Source organism: Parasutterella muris (genome assembly GCF_009767915.1).
Classification (GTDB): Bacteria; Pseudomonadota; Gammaproteobacteria; order Burkholderiales; family Burkholderiaceae_F; genus Parasutterella; species Parasutterella muris.
The window spans coordinates 40,296-55,416 of sequence record NZ_WSRP01000001.1; the positions used below are offsets into that span (position 1 = coordinate 40,296).

The 15,121-nt window shown below is 51.4% G+C and carries 20 protein-coding genes; 16 read left to right on the forward strand and 4 right to left on the reverse strand.

Annotated features, from left to right (window positions below):
• The first annotated feature begins 127 nt into the window (after positions 1–127).
• The 8 genes from E5987_RS00215 (at position 128) to E5987_RS00250 (ending at position 6,736) form a co-directional block, all read left to right on the forward strand.
• The gene (locus E5987_RS00215) at positions 128–667 is read left to right on the forward strand and encodes a hypothetical protein (protein ID WP_160334071.1); all 540 of its coding nucleotides are present in this window, start codon (positions 128–130) and stop codon (positions 665–667) included.
• A 163-nt stretch (positions 668–830) separates the two neighbouring features.
• Positions 831–1,187 (forward strand): hypothetical protein, encoded by a 357-nt coding sequence (locus tag E5987_RS00220; RefSeq protein ID WP_160334072.1) that lies wholly within the window; start codon positions 831–833, stop codon positions 1,185–1,187.
• A gap of 55 nt (positions 1,188–1,242) precedes the next feature.
• Entirely contained in the window at positions 1,243–1,887 is a 645-nt protein-coding gene (locus E5987_RS00225) for a hypothetical protein (protein ID WP_160334073.1), read from the forward strand.
• Positions 1,880–3,175 (forward strand): DUF2800 domain-containing protein, encoded by a 1,296-nt coding sequence (locus tag E5987_RS00230; RefSeq protein ID WP_160334074.1) that lies wholly within the window; start codon positions 1,880–1,882, stop codon positions 3,173–3,175. The genes E5987_RS00225 and E5987_RS00230 overlap by 8 nt, the downstream gene beginning before the upstream one ends.
• Before the next feature lie 157 nt (positions 3,176–3,332).
• Positions 3,333–3,926, forward strand: coding sequence for an ssDNA-binding protein (locus E5987_RS00235; protein WP_160334075.1), 594 nt, complete (start codon positions 3,333–3,335; stop codon positions 3,924–3,926).
• Positions 3,927–4,119: 193 nt separating this feature from the next.
• Positions 4,120–6,204, forward strand: a complete 2,085-nt coding sequence (locus E5987_RS00240; RefSeq protein ID WP_160334076.1) for a DNA polymerase — start codon at positions 4,120–4,122, stop codon at positions 6,202–6,204.
• A gap of 2 nt (positions 6,205–6,206) precedes the next feature.
• Positions 6,207–6,509 carry a hypothetical protein gene (locus tag E5987_RS00245; protein WP_160334077.1) on the forward strand — a complete coding sequence of 101 codons (303 nt, stop codon included), beginning with the start codon at positions 6,207–6,209 and terminating at the stop codon, positions 6,507–6,509.
• Positions 6,510–6,520: 11 nt separating this feature from the next.
• Positions 6,521–6,736: a hypothetical protein gene (locus tag E5987_RS00250; RefSeq protein WP_160334078.1), complete on the forward strand. Its 216-nt coding sequence runs from the start codon at positions 6,521–6,523 to the stop codon at positions 6,734–6,736.
• Positions 6,737–6,738: 2 nt separating this feature from the next.
• Here the strand turns inward: E5987_RS00250 and E5987_RS00255 are convergent, their stop codons facing one another.
• A complete protein-coding gene (locus E5987_RS00255; protein WP_160334079.1) occupies positions 6,739–7,335 on the reverse strand; it encodes a DUF4145 domain-containing protein in 597 nt (198 codons plus the stop codon).
• Between E5987_RS00255 and E5987_RS00260 the strand changes: the two genes are divergently transcribed.
• The 6 genes from E5987_RS00260 to E5987_RS00285 are packed head-to-tail and all read left to right on the forward strand — an operon-like array spanning position 7,334 to position 10,456.
• Positions 7,334–7,579: a hypothetical protein gene (locus tag E5987_RS00260; protein ID WP_160334080.1), complete on the forward strand. Its 246-nt coding sequence runs from the start codon at positions 7,334–7,336 to the stop codon at positions 7,577–7,579. The genes E5987_RS00255 and E5987_RS00260 overlap by 2 nt on opposite strands.
• A complete protein-coding gene (locus E5987_RS00265) occupies positions 7,576–7,887 on the forward strand; it encodes a VRR-NUC domain-containing protein (protein WP_160334081.1) in 312 nt (103 codons plus the stop codon). The genes E5987_RS00260 and E5987_RS00265 overlap by 4 nt, the downstream gene beginning before the upstream one ends.
• Positions 7,884–9,275 carry a DEAD/DEAH box helicase gene (locus E5987_RS00270; protein WP_160334082.1) on the forward strand — a complete coding sequence of 464 codons (1,392 nt, stop codon included), beginning with the start codon at positions 7,884–7,886 and terminating at the stop codon, positions 9,273–9,275. The genes E5987_RS00265 and E5987_RS00270 overlap by 4 nt, the downstream gene beginning before the upstream one ends.
• On the forward strand, positions 9,272–9,865 hold the full coding sequence (locus tag E5987_RS00275) for a hypothetical protein (protein ID WP_160334083.1): 594 nt from the start codon (positions 9,272–9,274) through the stop codon (positions 9,863–9,865). The genes E5987_RS00270 and E5987_RS00275 overlap by 4 nt, the downstream gene beginning before the upstream one ends.
• Complete coding sequence (locus tag E5987_RS00280; RefSeq protein WP_160334084.1) at positions 9,855–10,229, forward strand: DUF3310 domain-containing protein; 375 nt, start codon at positions 9,855–9,857, stop codon at positions 10,227–10,229. The genes E5987_RS00275 and E5987_RS00280 overlap by 11 nt, the downstream gene beginning before the upstream one ends.
• On the forward strand, positions 10,226–10,456 hold the full coding sequence (locus E5987_RS00285) for a helix-turn-helix transcriptional regulator (RefSeq protein ID WP_160334085.1): 231 nt from the start codon (positions 10,226–10,228) through the stop codon (positions 10,454–10,456). Before E5987_RS00280 ends, E5987_RS00285 begins: the two co-directional genes overlap by 4 nt.
• Here the strand turns inward: E5987_RS00285 and E5987_RS00290 are convergent.
• Together E5987_RS00290 and E5987_RS00295 are read right to left on the reverse strand one after the other, a co-directional pair.
• Complete coding sequence (locus tag E5987_RS00290) at positions 10,382–11,569, reverse strand: tyrosine-type recombinase/integrase (protein ID WP_160334086.1); 1,188 nt, start codon at positions 11,567–11,569, stop codon at positions 10,382–10,384. The genes E5987_RS00285 and E5987_RS00290 overlap by 75 nt on opposite strands.
• Before the next feature lie 378 nt (positions 11,570–11,947).
• Positions 11,948–12,226: a hypothetical protein gene (locus E5987_RS00295; protein ID WP_160334087.1), complete on the reverse strand. Its 279-nt coding sequence runs from the start codon at positions 12,224–12,226 to the stop codon at positions 11,948–11,950.
• Between the two features lie 478 nt (positions 12,227–12,704).
• Between E5987_RS00295 and E5987_RS00300 the strand changes: the two genes are divergently transcribed.
• Together E5987_RS00300 and E5987_RS00305 are read left to right on the forward strand one after the other, a co-directional pair.
• On the forward strand, positions 12,705–13,445 hold the full coding sequence (locus tag E5987_RS00300) for a type 1 glutamine amidotransferase domain-containing protein (RefSeq protein ID WP_288319288.1): 741 nt from the start codon (positions 12,705–12,707) through the stop codon (positions 13,443–13,445).
• Positions 13,446–13,462: 17 nt separating this feature from the next.
• Complete coding sequence (locus tag E5987_RS00305) at positions 13,463–14,173, forward strand: SIMPL domain-containing protein (RefSeq protein WP_160334089.1); 711 nt, start codon at positions 13,463–13,465, stop codon at positions 14,171–14,173.
• Positions 14,174–14,271: 98 nt separating this feature from the next.
• Here the strand turns inward: E5987_RS00305 and rpiA are convergent, their stop codons facing one another.
• On the reverse strand, positions 14,272–14,964 hold the full coding sequence (gene rpiA / locus E5987_RS00310; protein WP_160334090.1) for a ribose-5-phosphate isomerase RpiA: 693 nt from the start codon (positions 14,962–14,964) through the stop codon (positions 14,272–14,274).
• Between the last annotated feature and the right edge of the window lie 157 nt (positions 14,965–15,121).

Sequence of the window (15,121 nt, forward strand, 5' to 3'; positions counted from 1 at the left end):
CCGGGCGTGCAGAGAATAAAAGACCCGTAAGGGAAATAATCTCGCCTAACTGTGTATAGGTGTTTAGCACCCGGGCGCCCTCTAAACAGGGGCGATAAATAAACATATTTACACAGGATTATTTATCATGAATATCAACTTAAACGCGTCAATCAACGGCGTTAACGCCGCCCGCTTATCCTCTCCAGTCGCTCCGGTAACACCGGTTAAATTCAACACTGCTAAGGCGATGCCCGGCGATGTTGTTACAGCCGGTTGGTATCGCAACCCGGGCGCGGCCTCTATTGTCCAAAACACACCGGAGGAAAGAAAGGCGCTGCGGGATGCAATCGCTGCGCATCTTCCGCGGTTTCATTTCTGGACTGGTTATATTGGAGAGGTTAATAACGCTATGGGAGTTAATCACTATTGGGAGATTCCCAGTAGTCAGATCAGCCAGGCAATAGCCTACGTTGATTCAATGTTTCAGCCGCAGCCGGTTTATCCCTCCTACTCTCAAGCCCCGACGCCCGCTCCTGTTATCTCTGAAGACTGGATTAACGCGCGCTATGAGCTGGAGGCTGCGTTAAACCAATTTGAGACATACCGGAGGTGGTTTAAGGAACAGGCGGATTTAATGGACTATGCAATTAAATCAGTTAAATCTACGCTAGCAGCCCTCCAATAAAAGTATTCACAAGTTTTTAAAGATCAGGCGCCGGATTAAACCCCGGCGCTTTTAGTTAGACAAATCGAATTGTTAGATCTCTGGCACGCTCGCCAGACAGAAATAAGGACGCCCCGGAACGAACTCCGGAGCGTCCTTTTTTGCGTTTTTAGGACCTGTGAACATGCATAAAACGAGGATAGAAATAAGGGCCGTTAAAGCGGCTGAAATCGACGGCGCCGCCCCGCCCGCTCGGTATGTCGCTCGCCTCTCTATTGAGGCGCTGCCGGCGCCTGTGGTCACGTTCATTTATTTCGAGACTGGATATCAAGGGGCGCCCCTGACAGCGCAGGAAACCGACAGCGCCCGCGGTCTCGTTTTCCGTGCATTGGTAGCCGGTTCAATTCGCGAGATGTTGAGAGTGGCAGCCAGGCGCCTGGATAGCGGAGCGACCGAAAAAATTAAATTCTCCGGGCTTATCGATCTCGATAGGAGACGACCGCCCCGCGCTATTGATGCTCTTCCGGCGCCGGCCGTATAGGTTTTAAGCCCTCCGGCGCCGGGGCTGATCGGTGCTCAAATAATGGAGTGAATGAATGCAGAAAAAACTGAATTTAGGTATAGCTCATAACTCGATCAGGGCCGCCCGCGTGGCTCTGGAGGAGACAATTAAACAGTTGTTTAACAACAATGCTTACGCGGAGCCCGCCCCCTGCTCGCTCTCCTGGCTGAATCGCGATATCGCAGAAGCGTATAGCCAAATCGTTTCTATCGAGTGCAGGATAGAGGGCCTCGAAAACCCCGAAACAGAAGGGGTTATTAAATTGAAAAAGCAGGTTGAAACTTGTGACCAAGGCGGGGAAACCGGAGCTGCGGTCGAGTCGGCCGGCACCGAGGCTGGACTAGGCGAAAAATCTGAACCTGTCGCGCCCGCGCCTGCGAGCGAGGAAAAACCCGCTAAGACTGCGCCCAAGAAAAAGGCACCTGAAGTAAAACAGGCACCTGAGGTTGTGGACGAGGACGCTGAAAAAGCCGAGAGAACTCGCATTTGCGGAACCCTATTCCGGGTGCTTAAGGGTCAGATGGATGGTAAAGCCGCCCGCTCGAAGACTGAAGAGGTCCGTGACGCATTCCTGGGCAAACCCACAACCGTGGACGACATCACGCACGATCAGCACGCCGCTTTCATAGCTCATATGCAGAAGGCGATCGACGATGCAAATGGTGAGAAAAATGCCTGAGACCCCTATCATTCCCGTCGCTGACGAGTCCGCAAGCCGCGGCCACTCGCTTTTCCCTCCGTCAGCCGCCTCCCGTTGGATGGTCTGCACGGCCTCTCCCCTGATGGTCCGCGACTATGGTGTATTCACCACAAACCCTGATGCGGAGGAAGGCACACGAGCCCATTCCGTGATGGAGCAGTGCGCGATCGCCATGCTCCGTGACGGTGAGGAGATCGAAACCATCCTCAAGCGGGTCGAGGACCAAGAGCTCAGAGAATGCGCCCGCATATATTTAGAGGAGATTCGTGACTCGTATTTTGACACGCCCGACTCATGGATTGTCGAAGGCCGCATCCCTCTAAGCCCGATTTACGGGGTGCCCGATCAGTACGGGTACGCAGATTGCATCCTCTCAAGCGGCAACGAGCTTCACGTCTTTGACTACAAGCACGGCGTTGGCATCCCCGTTCCGGCTGAAAGGAACAAACAGCTCATGATTTACGCATGGGCCGCATTACAGGCCGACGGTGCTCAGGACATTGACACTATCACGCTTCACATCGTGCAGCCGAGAGCGCCCGGCCAGAACCCCGTCAACACATGGACATGCTCACGAGAGGACTTAAGGGCCTTTGGCGTGGATGTCGCTTTAGCAGTCGGCGCGGCAAACGAGATCATGGCAAGAGGCGCCGTGGAGGGCGACTTCACACCGACAGAGCAAGCCTGCCGCTACTGCCCCGCAAGAAGCTCCTGCCCCGCGTTCGTAACGGTTGTCTCAAAGGCACTCAGCATCCCGAAGCGTCTTCCGACACCGAAGGACGCCACAGACGATCAGCTTGGAGCCCTCCTGCAATTTAAAAAACAGGTGAACGATTGGTTCTCCGACGTTGAGGCCGAAGTTTTCAACCGCATCAGCCTCGGAAACGAGGTACCGGGCTTCAAGATCGTGGAAGGCAACAAAGGCATTCGCCGCTGGAAGAACAAGGCTGAAGCCGAGGAGGTGCTCAAGTCCATGCGCATCCCCAAGGACTTCGCCTACAAGAAAGAGGTCATCGGGCCGACACGAGCAGAGGAGCTTCACAAGAAGGTCAAGCGTGAGGACGGCAAGCCCGTCATCGGTGAGCGCCAGTGGGCAACTCTTCAGGAGCTCATCACTCGCAACCCGGGCAAACCTCAGCTCGTGCCTGCGAGCGACAAACGTCCGAGCATCTCACTTGCTCTCGTGACTGAGGACGACCTCGAGGAAATTGCAGATGGAACAAAAGAGACGACATCTGAAGCAAATCCCGGCAGCGTACCTATTTGAGAACCCCCTGCCGCGGGTGGCGCAGGAGGTGCTCAAAACCGCCGCGTCTATTGAGCCCTGGCTCCCTAGAGGAGAGTCAGCGGCCCGACGGAAAGCGCTGGACGACGCGCGGGACATTATCAGAAGACGCTTTCCTCAATATTTTAGGAACTGAAAAATGAATCAACAAAGTTATGGGTTTACAAAGCACGGAGTCATTGTTCTCCGACACGTAAGAGTTCGATTCTTCGCGCTCTACCGACCGGCGCCTGACTTCTCTGGAAAAGATAAATACAGTATTACTTGTGAAATCAACGAAGATCAGCTCAAGTTCCTCGAAGGCGAGATGAAGAAAGTCGCCGAAGAGAAATGGAAGGACCGAGCCAAAGCCCTATGGCCGACACTGAACAAAGCGGCCAAGGAACACACCCCGAAAAACGGTGGCCCCTCGTATTTGCGTGTCACTGCATCGAACAACACTGAAGATCGTCGCGGCAACCCCATTCCACCCCCTCAGCTGTTTACGCACGACAAGAAGCCGTCAAAACTCGGCGGACCTGACGAAATTTATGCCGGCTGTTACGTGAACCTCTACCTCGCTCCCGCGGCGTACGACCAAGGCAGCACCGGAATCAAGTTTTACATCCGAGCTGTCCAGTTCGTGGAAGAAGGGCCGCGCCTCGGTGGAAGCTCTGTAGAAACAGATGACCTTGATGATCTGACCGCCACAGAAGAGTTAGACCAGGACTCTGACGAAGACGTTTCTTGGTAAGCACTACTCCTCCTCTTTATGAGGAGGTGCCTTAAACTTGAGCTTGTTTTCAAACGAGCTCAGTTTTAAGGCAAAGGCGCGTCAAAACCGAAATGTTCGGCCCCGTCTGAGGCTGTCATGGCCTTAACCGCGGGATACCAAAGGCCTTCCGTAGAAGGACCTGCGCGCCAAGCCTCCAAATTTTGGAGCTCATATGAAAATCAAAACCTATTTTATGGACCTCGAGACCTACTCCGAGGTTCCTATCCAATACGGTACGCATGCCTATGCGGCCGACAAATCCGCCCGCATTCTCCTGTGGGCATACGCCCTCAACGACGGGCCCGTGAAAGTTTGGGACGTTGACCAGGAACCTAACATGCCTGACGATCTCAGGGCCGCCATTCACGACATCCAGTCGTACGGCGCTCGGCACGTGTGGGTAAACGGCGTGATGTTCGACACGGTCTTCCTCCAGTATCGGGACATCGACCTGCCGCTTATCCAGTGCGACGACGTGAGGGTCATCGCCTATCAGCATGCGCTGCCGGGCGGCCTCGGAGAGCTGTGCAAAATCTTCAAACTGCCGACCGACATCGCTAAGGATAAGGACGGCTCACGACTGATTCAGAAATTCTGCGTCCCTAAATTTAAGAACGGGATTAAGAACTACCGCATGAAGCGAGAGGACACCCCCGCAGATTGGGAGCGATTCGTCGAGTACTGCCGCCGTGACGTCTCCTCCATGCGTGAAATCTACAAGCGCTTTCCAGGGTTCAACAACACGGTTCAGGAAAAAGAATTCCAACTCCTGGACGTCACAATCAACCGCCGAGGCATGTGTGTCGATCTCGACCTCGTGCGTGCAGCGATTAAGCTGGCTGATAAAAGTAAGGACGAGATGGACGATGCGATCGCCGAGAAAACAGGCGGCGCTGTCTCCTCCGTCAACCAAAGACAGGCCATTCTCGATCATATCCGTGAGGCCTATGGTATCGAGCTTGAGTCCCTCAGATCAACAGACATTGAGCGGTATCTCGACGACCCTGAGATACCTGAGCCGGTCAAGGACATACTGCGCGATCGACTCAGAGGCGCAAAGACCAGTAAAGCTAAATACAAGGTGGTTGAAAACTGCAATGTTGAAGGCCGCCTCAAAGGGTGCCTCCAATTCCGAGGCGCCTCCAGAACAGGGCGAGTTTCAGGGGTTAAGTTCCAGCCGCAAAACCTACCCCGTCCTACCAAAGGAGCTCAGGAGATCGAGGCCGCTATCGAGCTGATGAAAGCCGACGCGCTTGACCTTGCGTACGAGCACCCGTCCGAGTTCCTGTCTGAGTGCCTGAGGGGTGTTATCGTCGCATCACCCGGCAAGCGCCTCTGCGTGGCTGACTACTCCAATGTGGAGGGCCGAGTGCTCGCATGGCTCGCAGGCGAAGAGTGGAAACTGCAAGCCTTCCGAGAGTTCGATGCGGGCCAAGGTCACGACCTCTACAAGCTGACGTACGGCCGCACGTTCGGCGTGGACCCTGAGAAGGTGACGAAAGAGCTCCGTCAGATCGGCAAAGTTGAGGAGCTTGCCCTCGGTTACGGCGGAGGAGCTGGCGCCTTTGCTCAGTTCGCAGACAAATTCGGCATCGACTTCACCCACATGTCAGAGCTCGTCAGAAAAACGGCAGACCCTGAGGTCTATGCGGACTCAGAAAACATGTGGGAATGGGCGCTCGAGAAGAAGATCACCGCAAAATTGCCACATGACGTATGGGTCGCATGCAACGCAGTGAAACAATCGTGGCGCAACGCCAACGCTCAGATCGTTGCGTTCTGGTCAGCGTGCGAGACCGCCGTCCGCTCAGCTATTGAGATTCCGAACAAGTCTTTTCCGATTCGCCCCGGCCTATACGCTCGACGTTATGGAAACTGGCTTCTGCTGCATCTCCCGTCAGGTCGCTTCCTTGTTTACCCGGCGCCGAGAGCGTCCGACGGAGGCGACGCCACCTACATGGGAAACAACCAGCGGACCAGAAAATTCGAGCGCCTCAAGACGTGGGGCGGAAAGATTGTCGAGAACATTACTCAGGCTGTCGCATGCGACTTGTTGTTTGAAGCAGGCTTGAGACTTGAGAAGGCGGGCTACGAGATCGTCCTGTCTGTACACGACGAGTACATATGCGAAATACCTGATGACAAAACCCGAAATCATCGACACATGGAGGAACTCATGTCGTCACTGCCCTCATGGGCTGAAGGCCTGCCGCTTGTAGCGGCGGGGTTTGAAACTTACAGATATAGAAAGGAGTAATTATGTACAGCACATTCAAAAACTACACCACGGAAGAACTGGAACAGAAAGCAGAGGACGCCGCGAAAGAGGCCGCGGAAACCCTCCGCGAGGTTGAACCCCTCTGTGACGGGCAAGGCAGAGGCAGGCTCATCCTTCCTCTCGGCCTCGGTCGATTCAATGGCGACGCAGAAGCCCCGTTCTTGAAGTTTGTTGACTCCGACGGCAAGAGGTACTGCTGCCTGCTCCCGATTCATGGGCTGAAGGAATTGCATGCGTCAATCCAAGAATATCTGGACGCGTTTGATAACGAGACCCGCCACTGATTGGAGGACCGATGAAAGCATCTGAGGTTATCAAACACGAGCTCCCCAAGCTCACTGCGGAGCTCGAAGCAAAAGGCTACCTCGTTAAGACCTTCGAGAAGTCCGGACAGATCAACGTCTATCTGAGCGGGCAGGTTTTTATCTACTACGTCACAACGGGACGGATTGTTATGCACAAAGAGCGAGGGTTTTCCGCCTTCCTGAAGCTACTTGAGGAGAACAAATGAGTCTACTTACCCAACAATTCTTTGGCACGCTGAGCATCCAGATAGGGCTTCACCCAAATCTCAACGAGTTGGTTTATCAACCTGGAAAGAATCTGAGCCATTTCAAGGTTATCCGATCCTTCCATGTTAATAACACCCGGATGCGCATATTCATTGCCAATCACTCTACAAACGTGAAGAAGTTCTTTGATGTGGGCGCTGGCACCAAGGGACTCAATGCGATCAATAAGACGAGCCTTTTCTTTGAACCCTTCCGGATTTTCAAGTCTCCCCGCGTAATTAACAAGGAGCTCCAGAGAGATTCTAAGAAGGGCGCAAGCAGCGCGAGGAGAAAGGCTGAGGATGCTTTGAGCCTCTTGGAATATTTCTTTTGCATCCTCCGGCATTTCTTCGACCGGAAGTATTCCTTGTTTAAGCGGCCAAACAATCGCTTCTTTGTACCAAAGCACAGGCTTCTTACAGCTCAGACACTCTGTAATACAGAGATAGTCGTCCCCGTAAAAATGGGTCTCATAGGTTTCTTGACTTTTAACTGGATGGATATCACTAAATGTTTTAGTCCCGCAATGCGGGCACACGTATGATGAAGGAATAAACATGAAAGACTCCAAAAGGGATTTATTTGAAATTCTAAAGGAACGTTCTTTAAACCTCTCCTCGCTTTTTAACGCGATCGAATGCGCTGAAGGCGACTTGAACAAGATCAAAAAACTAGCAATTAGAAGAGGCTCCGGCGATTCGGTGGATATCAAGGAGATCACGACCCTAGTTATTTCTGCCAAAAAGCATCTGGATGAAGCTCTTGTTTTCACCATCGAGTCTCTGCTGGAGAAGAACCAATGACCACACCTGAAGGACAGAACACACTGTTTCTAAAACAAGCCTGCAAGAAGCTCGGCATCACGGCATTCAAGCTCGGCTTCGAGGGCACTGTTGGAGCCCCCGACTGGTTGCTGATGCGTGACGGGCGTCACATCCTTATCGAACTCAAGGCCAAAAAGGGGCGCCTGTCTCCTCAGCAGCAGAGGATGATTCGCACCCTCGAGGACGAAGGAGCGTTTGAGGTTTTCGTCTGCCACGATACCGATAGCATCAAGACAGCCATCTGCTGGGGCCTCTTCGGCGGCGTGAACGTGACGAGGGATTTATGAAATTCACACCGAGACCCTATCAAGAGCGGATGATTCAGGCGATTCTTCAGCGCAAGCGCATTGCGCTGTTCGCAGGGATGGGTATGGGGAAAACATCCTCCACGCTCGAGGCAATTCGCCGCATCAGGGAAAAGAGACCCAAGCTCAAAGCGCTTATCGTTGCGCCGCTCCGTGTTGCGCAAAGCACGTGGCCCGATGAGCTCCTCAAGTGGGACGATTTCAAGCACCTCAAGGTCTCTGTCGTTTGCGGCAATCAGCGTGAGCGCATCCAGACTCTCGAGACAGACGCGGACATTTACACCATCAACTATGAGAACATCCCCTGGCTCGTCAACTGGTGCGGAGACGATTGGAAGTTCGACCTCATTGTTGCCGACGAGAGCACGCGGCTCAAAGGCCTGCGCTCTAAGCAAGGCACGCAGAGGGCCAAGTTCCTAGCTCGAGTCGCCCATCAGTCAGAGGGGTTCATAGAGCTGACAGGAACACCGGCGCCGAACGGGCTCCTTGACTTGTGGGGGCAGATGTGGTTTCTCGACAAAGGCGCGCGCCTCGGCAAGTCCTTCACTGCCTACCAAAAGCAGTACTTCTACCCCGTCACACACGGCGGGGCCGCTCAGCATTGGTGCGAGTGGAGGCCGTTTGAAGGGTCGGACGAGAAGATCAAGGAGAAGCTGAAGGACATCACAGTTACTGTCAACCCCGAGGACTACTTCGATGTCGCACAGAACATCTCTAATGACGTGGTGGTTGAGCTCCCTCCTCTTGTTATGAAGCAGTACCGCCGCTTCGCTCGCGAGCTGTACCTTGAGCTTGAGAACGGAGAGGAGATCACAGCAGCGAACGCCGCAGTTAAAACGGGGCGCTTGCTTCAGATGGCAAGTGGGGCCGTGTACTCCGAAGAAGGTGAAGGCTTCGAGTTATTCCACTCCGCGAAGATCGACGCTCTGAGGTCCGTCATCGAGGAGGCAAACGGCATGCCTGTGCTGTGCTCCTATAGTTTCAGGCACGAGGTGGAGCGCATCAAGCAAGCGTTCCCTCAGGCAAAGCTTCTTGACAAGGACCCACAGACCATCCGCAACTGGAACGCAGGACGCATCCCGCTACTGCTTGCGCACCCCGCATCATGCGGCCACGGGCTCAACCTTCAGGACGGAGGAAACATTCTGGTGTTCTTCTCCTGCGGCTGGTCCCTTGAGCTTCACGATCAGATCATCGAGCGCATAGGCGCGGTCCGTCAGGCTCAGGCAGGACACGCGCGCCCCTCCTTCGTGCACTACATCGTGGCCAAGGGGACACTGGACGAGGTGGTGAAAGAGCGCCTTGCCTCCAAGCGTGAAGTACTGGATGTTCTGCTCGATAAAAAGACTGCGATTTTAGGGGACGAATGATGCCGTCGAACAAGAAGCCAAGAAAGGCATACAAGCCGCGCACCGTCAAAAACCCGGGCGTGTTCTATTCCCGCAAGAACATCGACCGTGTGAAAGAAATCATCACCGACATCATGCTCGTGGTCGAGATCACTCTGCCAAGAGGACTCGCAACGGACGATCACATGCACCAAATCCAAGATTTGCTGAATTGGGGCGGCCTCATGCTGGTCGATCGCCGTTGGCCTGGTCAGGAGTCCGAGGTGAGAGAGTTCCAAGCCGACCACTACTGCGCCCTCCACGCCTATAGCCGTATCGTAAAGCGCAAGCGCGAGGGAAAGACGCACGGCTATACGGGCACCGCTGAGGAGCTCAACGTCCTGCGTGATGTCTGTTGGCAGATCGCTGAGCTACTGCGAGAGGGCATGGAGCACAGCCCGCTGCGCACCCTGAAGGAGTTCCTTGCCGCTAAGCAGATCGTGGAAGAAGACCACGCAAGACGCGAGGCCCTAGGAATTCCGCACGGCGTCCAAGAAACAGACAAAGACCGAGTCGGAAGACTCATGAGACAGAAGCATTTCAATAAAAAGGAGAAACGAAATGACAACTGACCTTATCAACCACCCCGAGCACTATGAGGGGCAGGCAATCAAGCTGGAGCCGATCGATTTCTGCGAGCGCCTGCCGTTCTGCGAGGGGAACGCTCTCAAATATTGTTTCCGTGCGGGCCACAAGGAGGGCTCCTCTGAATTGCAGGACCTGAAAAAGGCTCAGTGGTATCTGAACCGCAGAAAGTCGCCCGGCGCCGCGACAGTGAGCGAGCGATTTTTCGAGCTTCTCGTGTGGCTCCGTCGAGCCGAGGGAGTCATCGGTGAATCGGCAATGGCAACAACCCGCGGCGACTATGCGGCGTTTTGGGTCAAGCTCGCCGCGCACGTGAACAACCGAATCAAGGAATTGGAGGATGAGAAATGAACAAGCAAATTTTACAGAAGAGCGATATTGCCGAACTTACAGGCCGCCACGTTAAGACAATCGAGCGCTGGATTCGTGAAGGGTTCTTCCCCGGCGGCCGGTACATGAAGGGGCGCCAGGTATGGACGGAAAAAGAGTTTTCCGATTGGTTTTCAAAACTTCCGGAAAGGCTGCAAAGCAAAAACAGTGTCAGCCCACGCCTGCATGACGGGGCGTCTCAACTCTAATAAGTCGCTCCGCTGGTATGCCTGAAAGACAGCGTTGCCCACAGAGTGCATCAGACACTTCTCTGCAACGCTGTCGTTTATCTCATTCTCCGCCGCCCAGTCGCGGAACGTTGATCTGAACCCGTGCATTGTGGCAGTTGTCCCCGTCATTCGTTTAAGAAGTACGCTCAAAGAGTACTTGCTGCCTAGCGTATCCCGCACCGCAAACACGTACTCACCCTTGCGCTCAATAGAATTTAAAAGCTCGACCACCTGATCACTCAAAGGAACTCTATGAGGGTACGGCTTGCTATCCTTACGGCGCTCAGGCGGAATACTCCACACTCTCTCTTCAAAATTAAACTCCGACCACTTTGCGCCTGCCGTCTCTCCTACCCTACATGCCGTCAGAATCGTGAAGAGAATAAGCTGACGCGTCCGATTGTTGGCAGGAAGAAAGCACTTGAGCTTTTCCTGTAGTTCCTCCAAAGGCATAGATATGTGGTGCTTAACCGTTCTGACTTTTGACGGCGGCGGAAGATACTGGTCAAGGTTCCCTTTCCACAACGCGCAATTAAATTCTAGATACCCCTCGTTTACCGCGTAGGCCAGAATGCTTTCAAGCCTAGTTCTGATTTTCAAAGCCGTCTGATTTTTGGCAGACCATATCGGCTCGAGAACCGCCACGACATCTGCTCGTTTGATTTCATCTATTCGTTTATTTCCGATGACGGGGTACACGTAGCTATTAAAGTACTGGACCGTGTTGGCGTACGTCTTATTGCTTCTCCAGCGTTTCACCTCTTTGATCTTCTCTATCGTTTGTTCTGCAAAACTCTTGAAGCTCGGAACCTCTGCCCTTGAGTACTCCTCAGCGAGTCTCTCCTTCGTACTTTGGGTGAGCGGCAGACCGCTAGCTAGTCGCCCAAGAAACTCTTTGGCGGTACTCTTTGCCTGTGTGAGATCGACCTTGCTTACAGGTCCGATGGATTTATCCCGCCTCTTACCGTCCACCATGTAGCGGAACACGAAGCGTCGCGTGTTGCCCCTGACAACGTAAAGCAGATTAGGCGCCGCCGTGTAGAAACCGTCTGGAAGAGTCAGATAATTTTTCAGTGTGACTTTCGCTTTCATAAAAACACCTCAAAAACACCACATAAAGCATAGCAAAAATCTTCCTTCTGCGTTCCTTAACGCTCCGAATCAGAAAATTTTTACGCACTTATTTTGTAAATTTCTATTTGTTTTTAAAGTATTTTTATTAAAATAAATCCAAAACGCTCTATCTTTGAACTGGGCTTATTCCTGCATATGTTCGACTCCTGCCTGGCGCGCCAACCTCTCCTGAAGTTAATTGCTTCAGTGAAGTTAAAACAGAAACACCTCATCGGACATTCGGTCTTGCATGAGGTTTTTTGTCATATGTGGATAAAATTCTGGTCTTAGGTATCGGCATGGTTTTAGCCAAAGAAAAAGCCGCTCAAAGGCGGCTTTAGATACTTAAACAAGGAGTTATTGGTTCTTGTCCTTCAATTCAGGAAGCCTCCAAAGATGCTTCCTGAACCAATTGATATAGGTTGTTTTGACAACAAATACGATCACGCAACTTTCGAAAATCAAGGCATAAGTTAAATCGCGCCACAGAGGATCTTCAATTTCTTGTATAAGCTCGTAGCCAATCAAAATAGTTCCATACCCGACCAGTCCGAGAAGGGGTACGCCGACAATGAGCATCCCGGCACACCAAATCTTCCCGATAATCGAATTCATAAAATCATCAATAAGTGACATTTCGGGAACTCCCTTTCTTTAATTATAGGGGTTAACAAGTTTTCTTGAAAGGCTTTTCCTGAGTTTTACTATCTACATTTGTAGGGCGATTGGTTTCTTTCATAGGTAATAAGTTATCGTCTATGAAGTTAAAAAAGTCTATCCTTACATTACCAAAAATAGTCATAAAATCAATTAGTTAAATTAAAGATGAGACTATTTGTGAAAATAACTCCTAGAATTTTGGGTATTCAGGATGCACTCTAACTCTTCCCGCGAATAACGAAGAAGTAAGGAAGATAAGACTCTAAAACCTCACTTTGGCCTTTAACTAGAGATATTCGTTACAAAATCATGAAACTTTCTTCTATGTGTTGTCCCAATTTCGGACCTTAAAAGTCCCAAAGCTTGAGAGATTCCTATAATCGGAAAATCAATTAATTTTCAGGCTCTAATGATGCAGAGACGAAATCTATTAACGGTAATTGCAGCAGGCGCAGTGGCTAGCCCGGTCTTTGCGGCGGAAAATAAAGGTGCGCTAGCCCCTGCAGAGGAACCTCCGAAAAGAGATAAGAAAATCCTTTTCGTGATTACAAGTCATTCGGATTTGGGTAAAACCGGTAAGAAAACAGGATATTGGCTTTCAGAAGTAACGCACCCTTGGAAAATTCTTAAAGATGTCGGCTATGAAATCGACTTTGTCAGTCCGAAGGGCGGCGCTTGCGCTTTTGAGGGCGACGACCCGTCCGATCCGGTGAACAAGGAGTTTTCTCAGGATATGGTCTATCAAAAGAAGATTAATTTCACTTTGAAGCCTTCTGATATTAAACCCGATGAATATGCTGCGATTTATTACGCCGGCGGGCACGGCGCAATGTGGGACTTCCTGGACAATAAAGAACTTGCGGCTATCGCTTCAAAAATTTATACCAACGGCGGCGTGGTTGCTTCCGTTTGCCACGGAGCGGCCGGACTGATCAATATCAAACTTCCAAACGGTACCTATTTAATTAATGGCAAAAAGATTAATAGCTTCACCGATTCCGAAGAGGAAGCTGTTAACCTGAAAAATGTCGTGCCTTTCTCTTTGGAAACAAAACTGAAAGCTCAACATGCGCATTTTGAAAAATCCGATAATTTCCAAACCCACTGCGTCGTCAATGACAGAGTCATTACAGGTCAGAATCCGATGTCTGCAGCCGCTGTCGGTTCTGCTATCAAAAACGCTTTAGACAGCTAAAAGAGGAAAACTCATTTATGAACAACAGATTCATCCCCTCAATTATTTTGGCCGCCGGCTTCATCGGCGGTGTCGCACTCCTCGGGAACCAGCTCGGAGACGCAGCGACCGCCTTCCTGAATAAAGATCGAATCGTTACAGTCAAAGGCCTGAGCGAAAAAGAAGTGAAGGCCACGCATGTTATTTGGCCCCTCAGTTTCACAGAAATGGGAAATGAACTCGCCGCCGCTTATGATGCGCTTGAAGAAAAACAAAATCTGGTTCTAAAGTTTCTTAAGGACAACGGTATCGACGAAAGCGAAATCACACTCGCGTCTCCTAAAGTTCAGGACACCCTGGCAAACTCTTACGACGGCAGAACACGCCCTTACCGCTATATCCTGACTCAGGTCGTCACGGTTTCTACCGATAAGGTAGATACCATCCGCAAACTTTCCGTGACGCAGCGCGAACTGCTGAAAAAAGGCGTCGCCCTCAGCAGTGATTACAGCTACATGACCGCCTATAGTTTTACCGGTCTGAATGAAATTAAACCGGAAATGATCGAATCAGCGACGAAGAACGCTAAGGCGGCAGCCCAAAAGTTTGCAGACGATTCGGGCTCTAAACTCGGAAAAATCCGCAGGGCGAATCAGGGCGTCTTCACCATCACGGACAGAGACGAAAACACGCCCTTTATCAAAAATGTCCGCGTAGTCACAACCGTCGAATATTTCTTAAACGATTAATCCGGCAGTTCTAAGAGAATAACCGGGACCGTTTATATGGTCTCAAAAACGGAAAAAGCCCGAAAACAGTACTATTCCGGGCTTTTTTCTTTCAGAAATTACTTCTGACGGCCTGAAAAAAATCCTTTTTTCGGTTTCAGTGTACGGACACCCTCAGGTGTACCGATGAGCAGCACATCCGCACCGCGTTTTCCGAAAATACCGCAGGTCACAACGCCCGGAATCTGGTTAATCGCAGCCTCCAAACGAGTCGGCTCCTTAATCTGCAGACCGTGAACATCAACAATATTATTGCCGTTGTCGGTAACCATATCGCGAACCGTCGGATGACCGCCAAGCTCTTCCATCGCACGGCAGACAGAAGACACTGCCATCGGAATGACTTCCAGCGGAAGCGGGAACTTGCCAAGCTGTTTAACCTCTTTCGAAGCGTCTGCAATGCAGACATACATATCGGAGGCCTCCGCCAAAATCTTTTCGCGGGTAAGCGCTCCGCCGCCGCCCTTGATCATGCAGAAATTACCGTCAATTTCATCACAGCCGTCAACATAGACAGGAATTGTTCCGACAATGTCATTTAAATCACAAACCGGAATTCCATAAGCTAAAAGCTGTCGGGTAGTTGCTTCCGAACTCGAAACACAGCCTTTGACTCGTTTACCGGAAGTCGCCAGCTCGGTAATGAAAAAGCTAACCGTTGATCCCGTGCCCACTCCGAGGTATTCGCCCTCTTTCACATATTCCAAGGCAGCTGCGGCCGCTTTTTGCTTTAATTCGTTCTGCAGGTCCATATCCTTATCCTAAAAAACCTAACAATCATCTCGACTTGATTATTGTATCGGTCCAAACTCAACTTATTCTGTACTCAGATTATTTTTGTTTGAGTACGCAAATTCACCGGACAATCTTTGCGCACATCGAACAGTGTCATAATAGACATTGATAATT

Excerpts from the sequence above, each read along its gene's own strand:
- E5987_RS00215 (WP_160334071.1), top strand. The coding sequence starts at position 128 with ATGAATATCAACTTAAACGCGTCAATCAACGGCGTTAACGCCGCCCGC.
- E5987_RS00220 (WP_160334072.1), top strand. The coding sequence starts at position 831 with ATGCATAAAACGAGGATAGAAATAAGGGCCGTTAAAGCGGCTGAAATC.
- E5987_RS00225 (WP_160334073.1), top strand. The coding sequence starts at position 1,243 with ATGCAGAAAAAACTGAATTTAGGTATAGCTCATAACTCGATCAGGGCC.
- E5987_RS00230 (WP_160334074.1), top strand. The coding sequence starts at position 1,880 with ATGCCTGAGACCCCTATCATTCCCGTCGCTGACGAGTCCGCAAGCCGC.
- E5987_RS00235 (WP_160334075.1), top strand. The coding sequence starts at position 3,333 with ATGAATCAACAAAGTTATGGGTTTACAAAGCACGGAGTCATTGTTCTC.
- E5987_RS00240 (WP_160334076.1), top strand. The coding sequence starts at position 4,120 with ATGAAAATCAAAACCTATTTTATGGACCTCGAGACCTACTCCGAGGTT.
- E5987_RS00245 (WP_160334077.1), top strand. The coding sequence starts at position 6,207 with ATGTACAGCACATTCAAAAACTACACCACGGAAGAACTGGAACAGAAA.
- E5987_RS00250 (WP_160334078.1), top strand. The coding sequence starts at position 6,521 with ATGAAAGCATCTGAGGTTATCAAACACGAGCTCCCCAAGCTCACTGCG.
- E5987_RS00260 (WP_160334080.1), top strand. The coding sequence starts at position 7,334 with ATGAAAGACTCCAAAAGGGATTTATTTGAAATTCTAAAGGAACGTTCT.
- E5987_RS00255 (WP_160334079.1), bottom strand. The coding sequence starts at position 7,335 with ATGTTTATTCCTTCATCATACGTGTGCCCGCATTGCGGGACTAAAACA.
- E5987_RS00265 (WP_160334081.1), top strand. The coding sequence starts at position 7,576 with ATGACCACACCTGAAGGACAGAACACACTGTTTCTAAAACAAGCCTGC.
- E5987_RS00270 (WP_160334082.1), top strand. The coding sequence starts at position 7,884 with ATGAAATTCACACCGAGACCCTATCAAGAGCGGATGATTCAGGCGATT.
- E5987_RS00275 (WP_160334083.1), top strand. The coding sequence starts at position 9,272 with ATGATGCCGTCGAACAAGAAGCCAAGAAAGGCATACAAGCCGCGCACC.
- E5987_RS00280 (WP_160334084.1), top strand. The coding sequence starts at position 9,855 with ATGACAACTGACCTTATCAACCACCCCGAGCACTATGAGGGGCAGGCA.
- E5987_RS00285 (WP_160334085.1), top strand. The coding sequence starts at position 10,226 with ATGAACAAGCAAATTTTACAGAAGAGCGATATTGCCGAACTTACAGGC.
- E5987_RS00290 (WP_160334086.1), bottom strand. The coding sequence starts at position 11,569 with ATGAAAGCGAAAGTCACACTGAAAAATTATCTGACTCTTCCAGACGGT.
- E5987_RS00295 (WP_160334087.1), bottom strand. The coding sequence starts at position 12,226 with ATGTCACTTATTGATGATTTTATGAATTCGATTATCGGGAAGATTTGG.
- E5987_RS00305 (WP_160334089.1), top strand. The coding sequence starts at position 13,463 with ATGAACAACAGATTCATCCCCTCAATTATTTTGGCCGCCGGCTTCATC.
- rpiA (WP_160334090.1), bottom strand. The coding sequence starts at position 14,964 with ATGGACCTGCAGAACGAATTAAAGCAAAAAGCGGCCGCAGCTGCCTTG.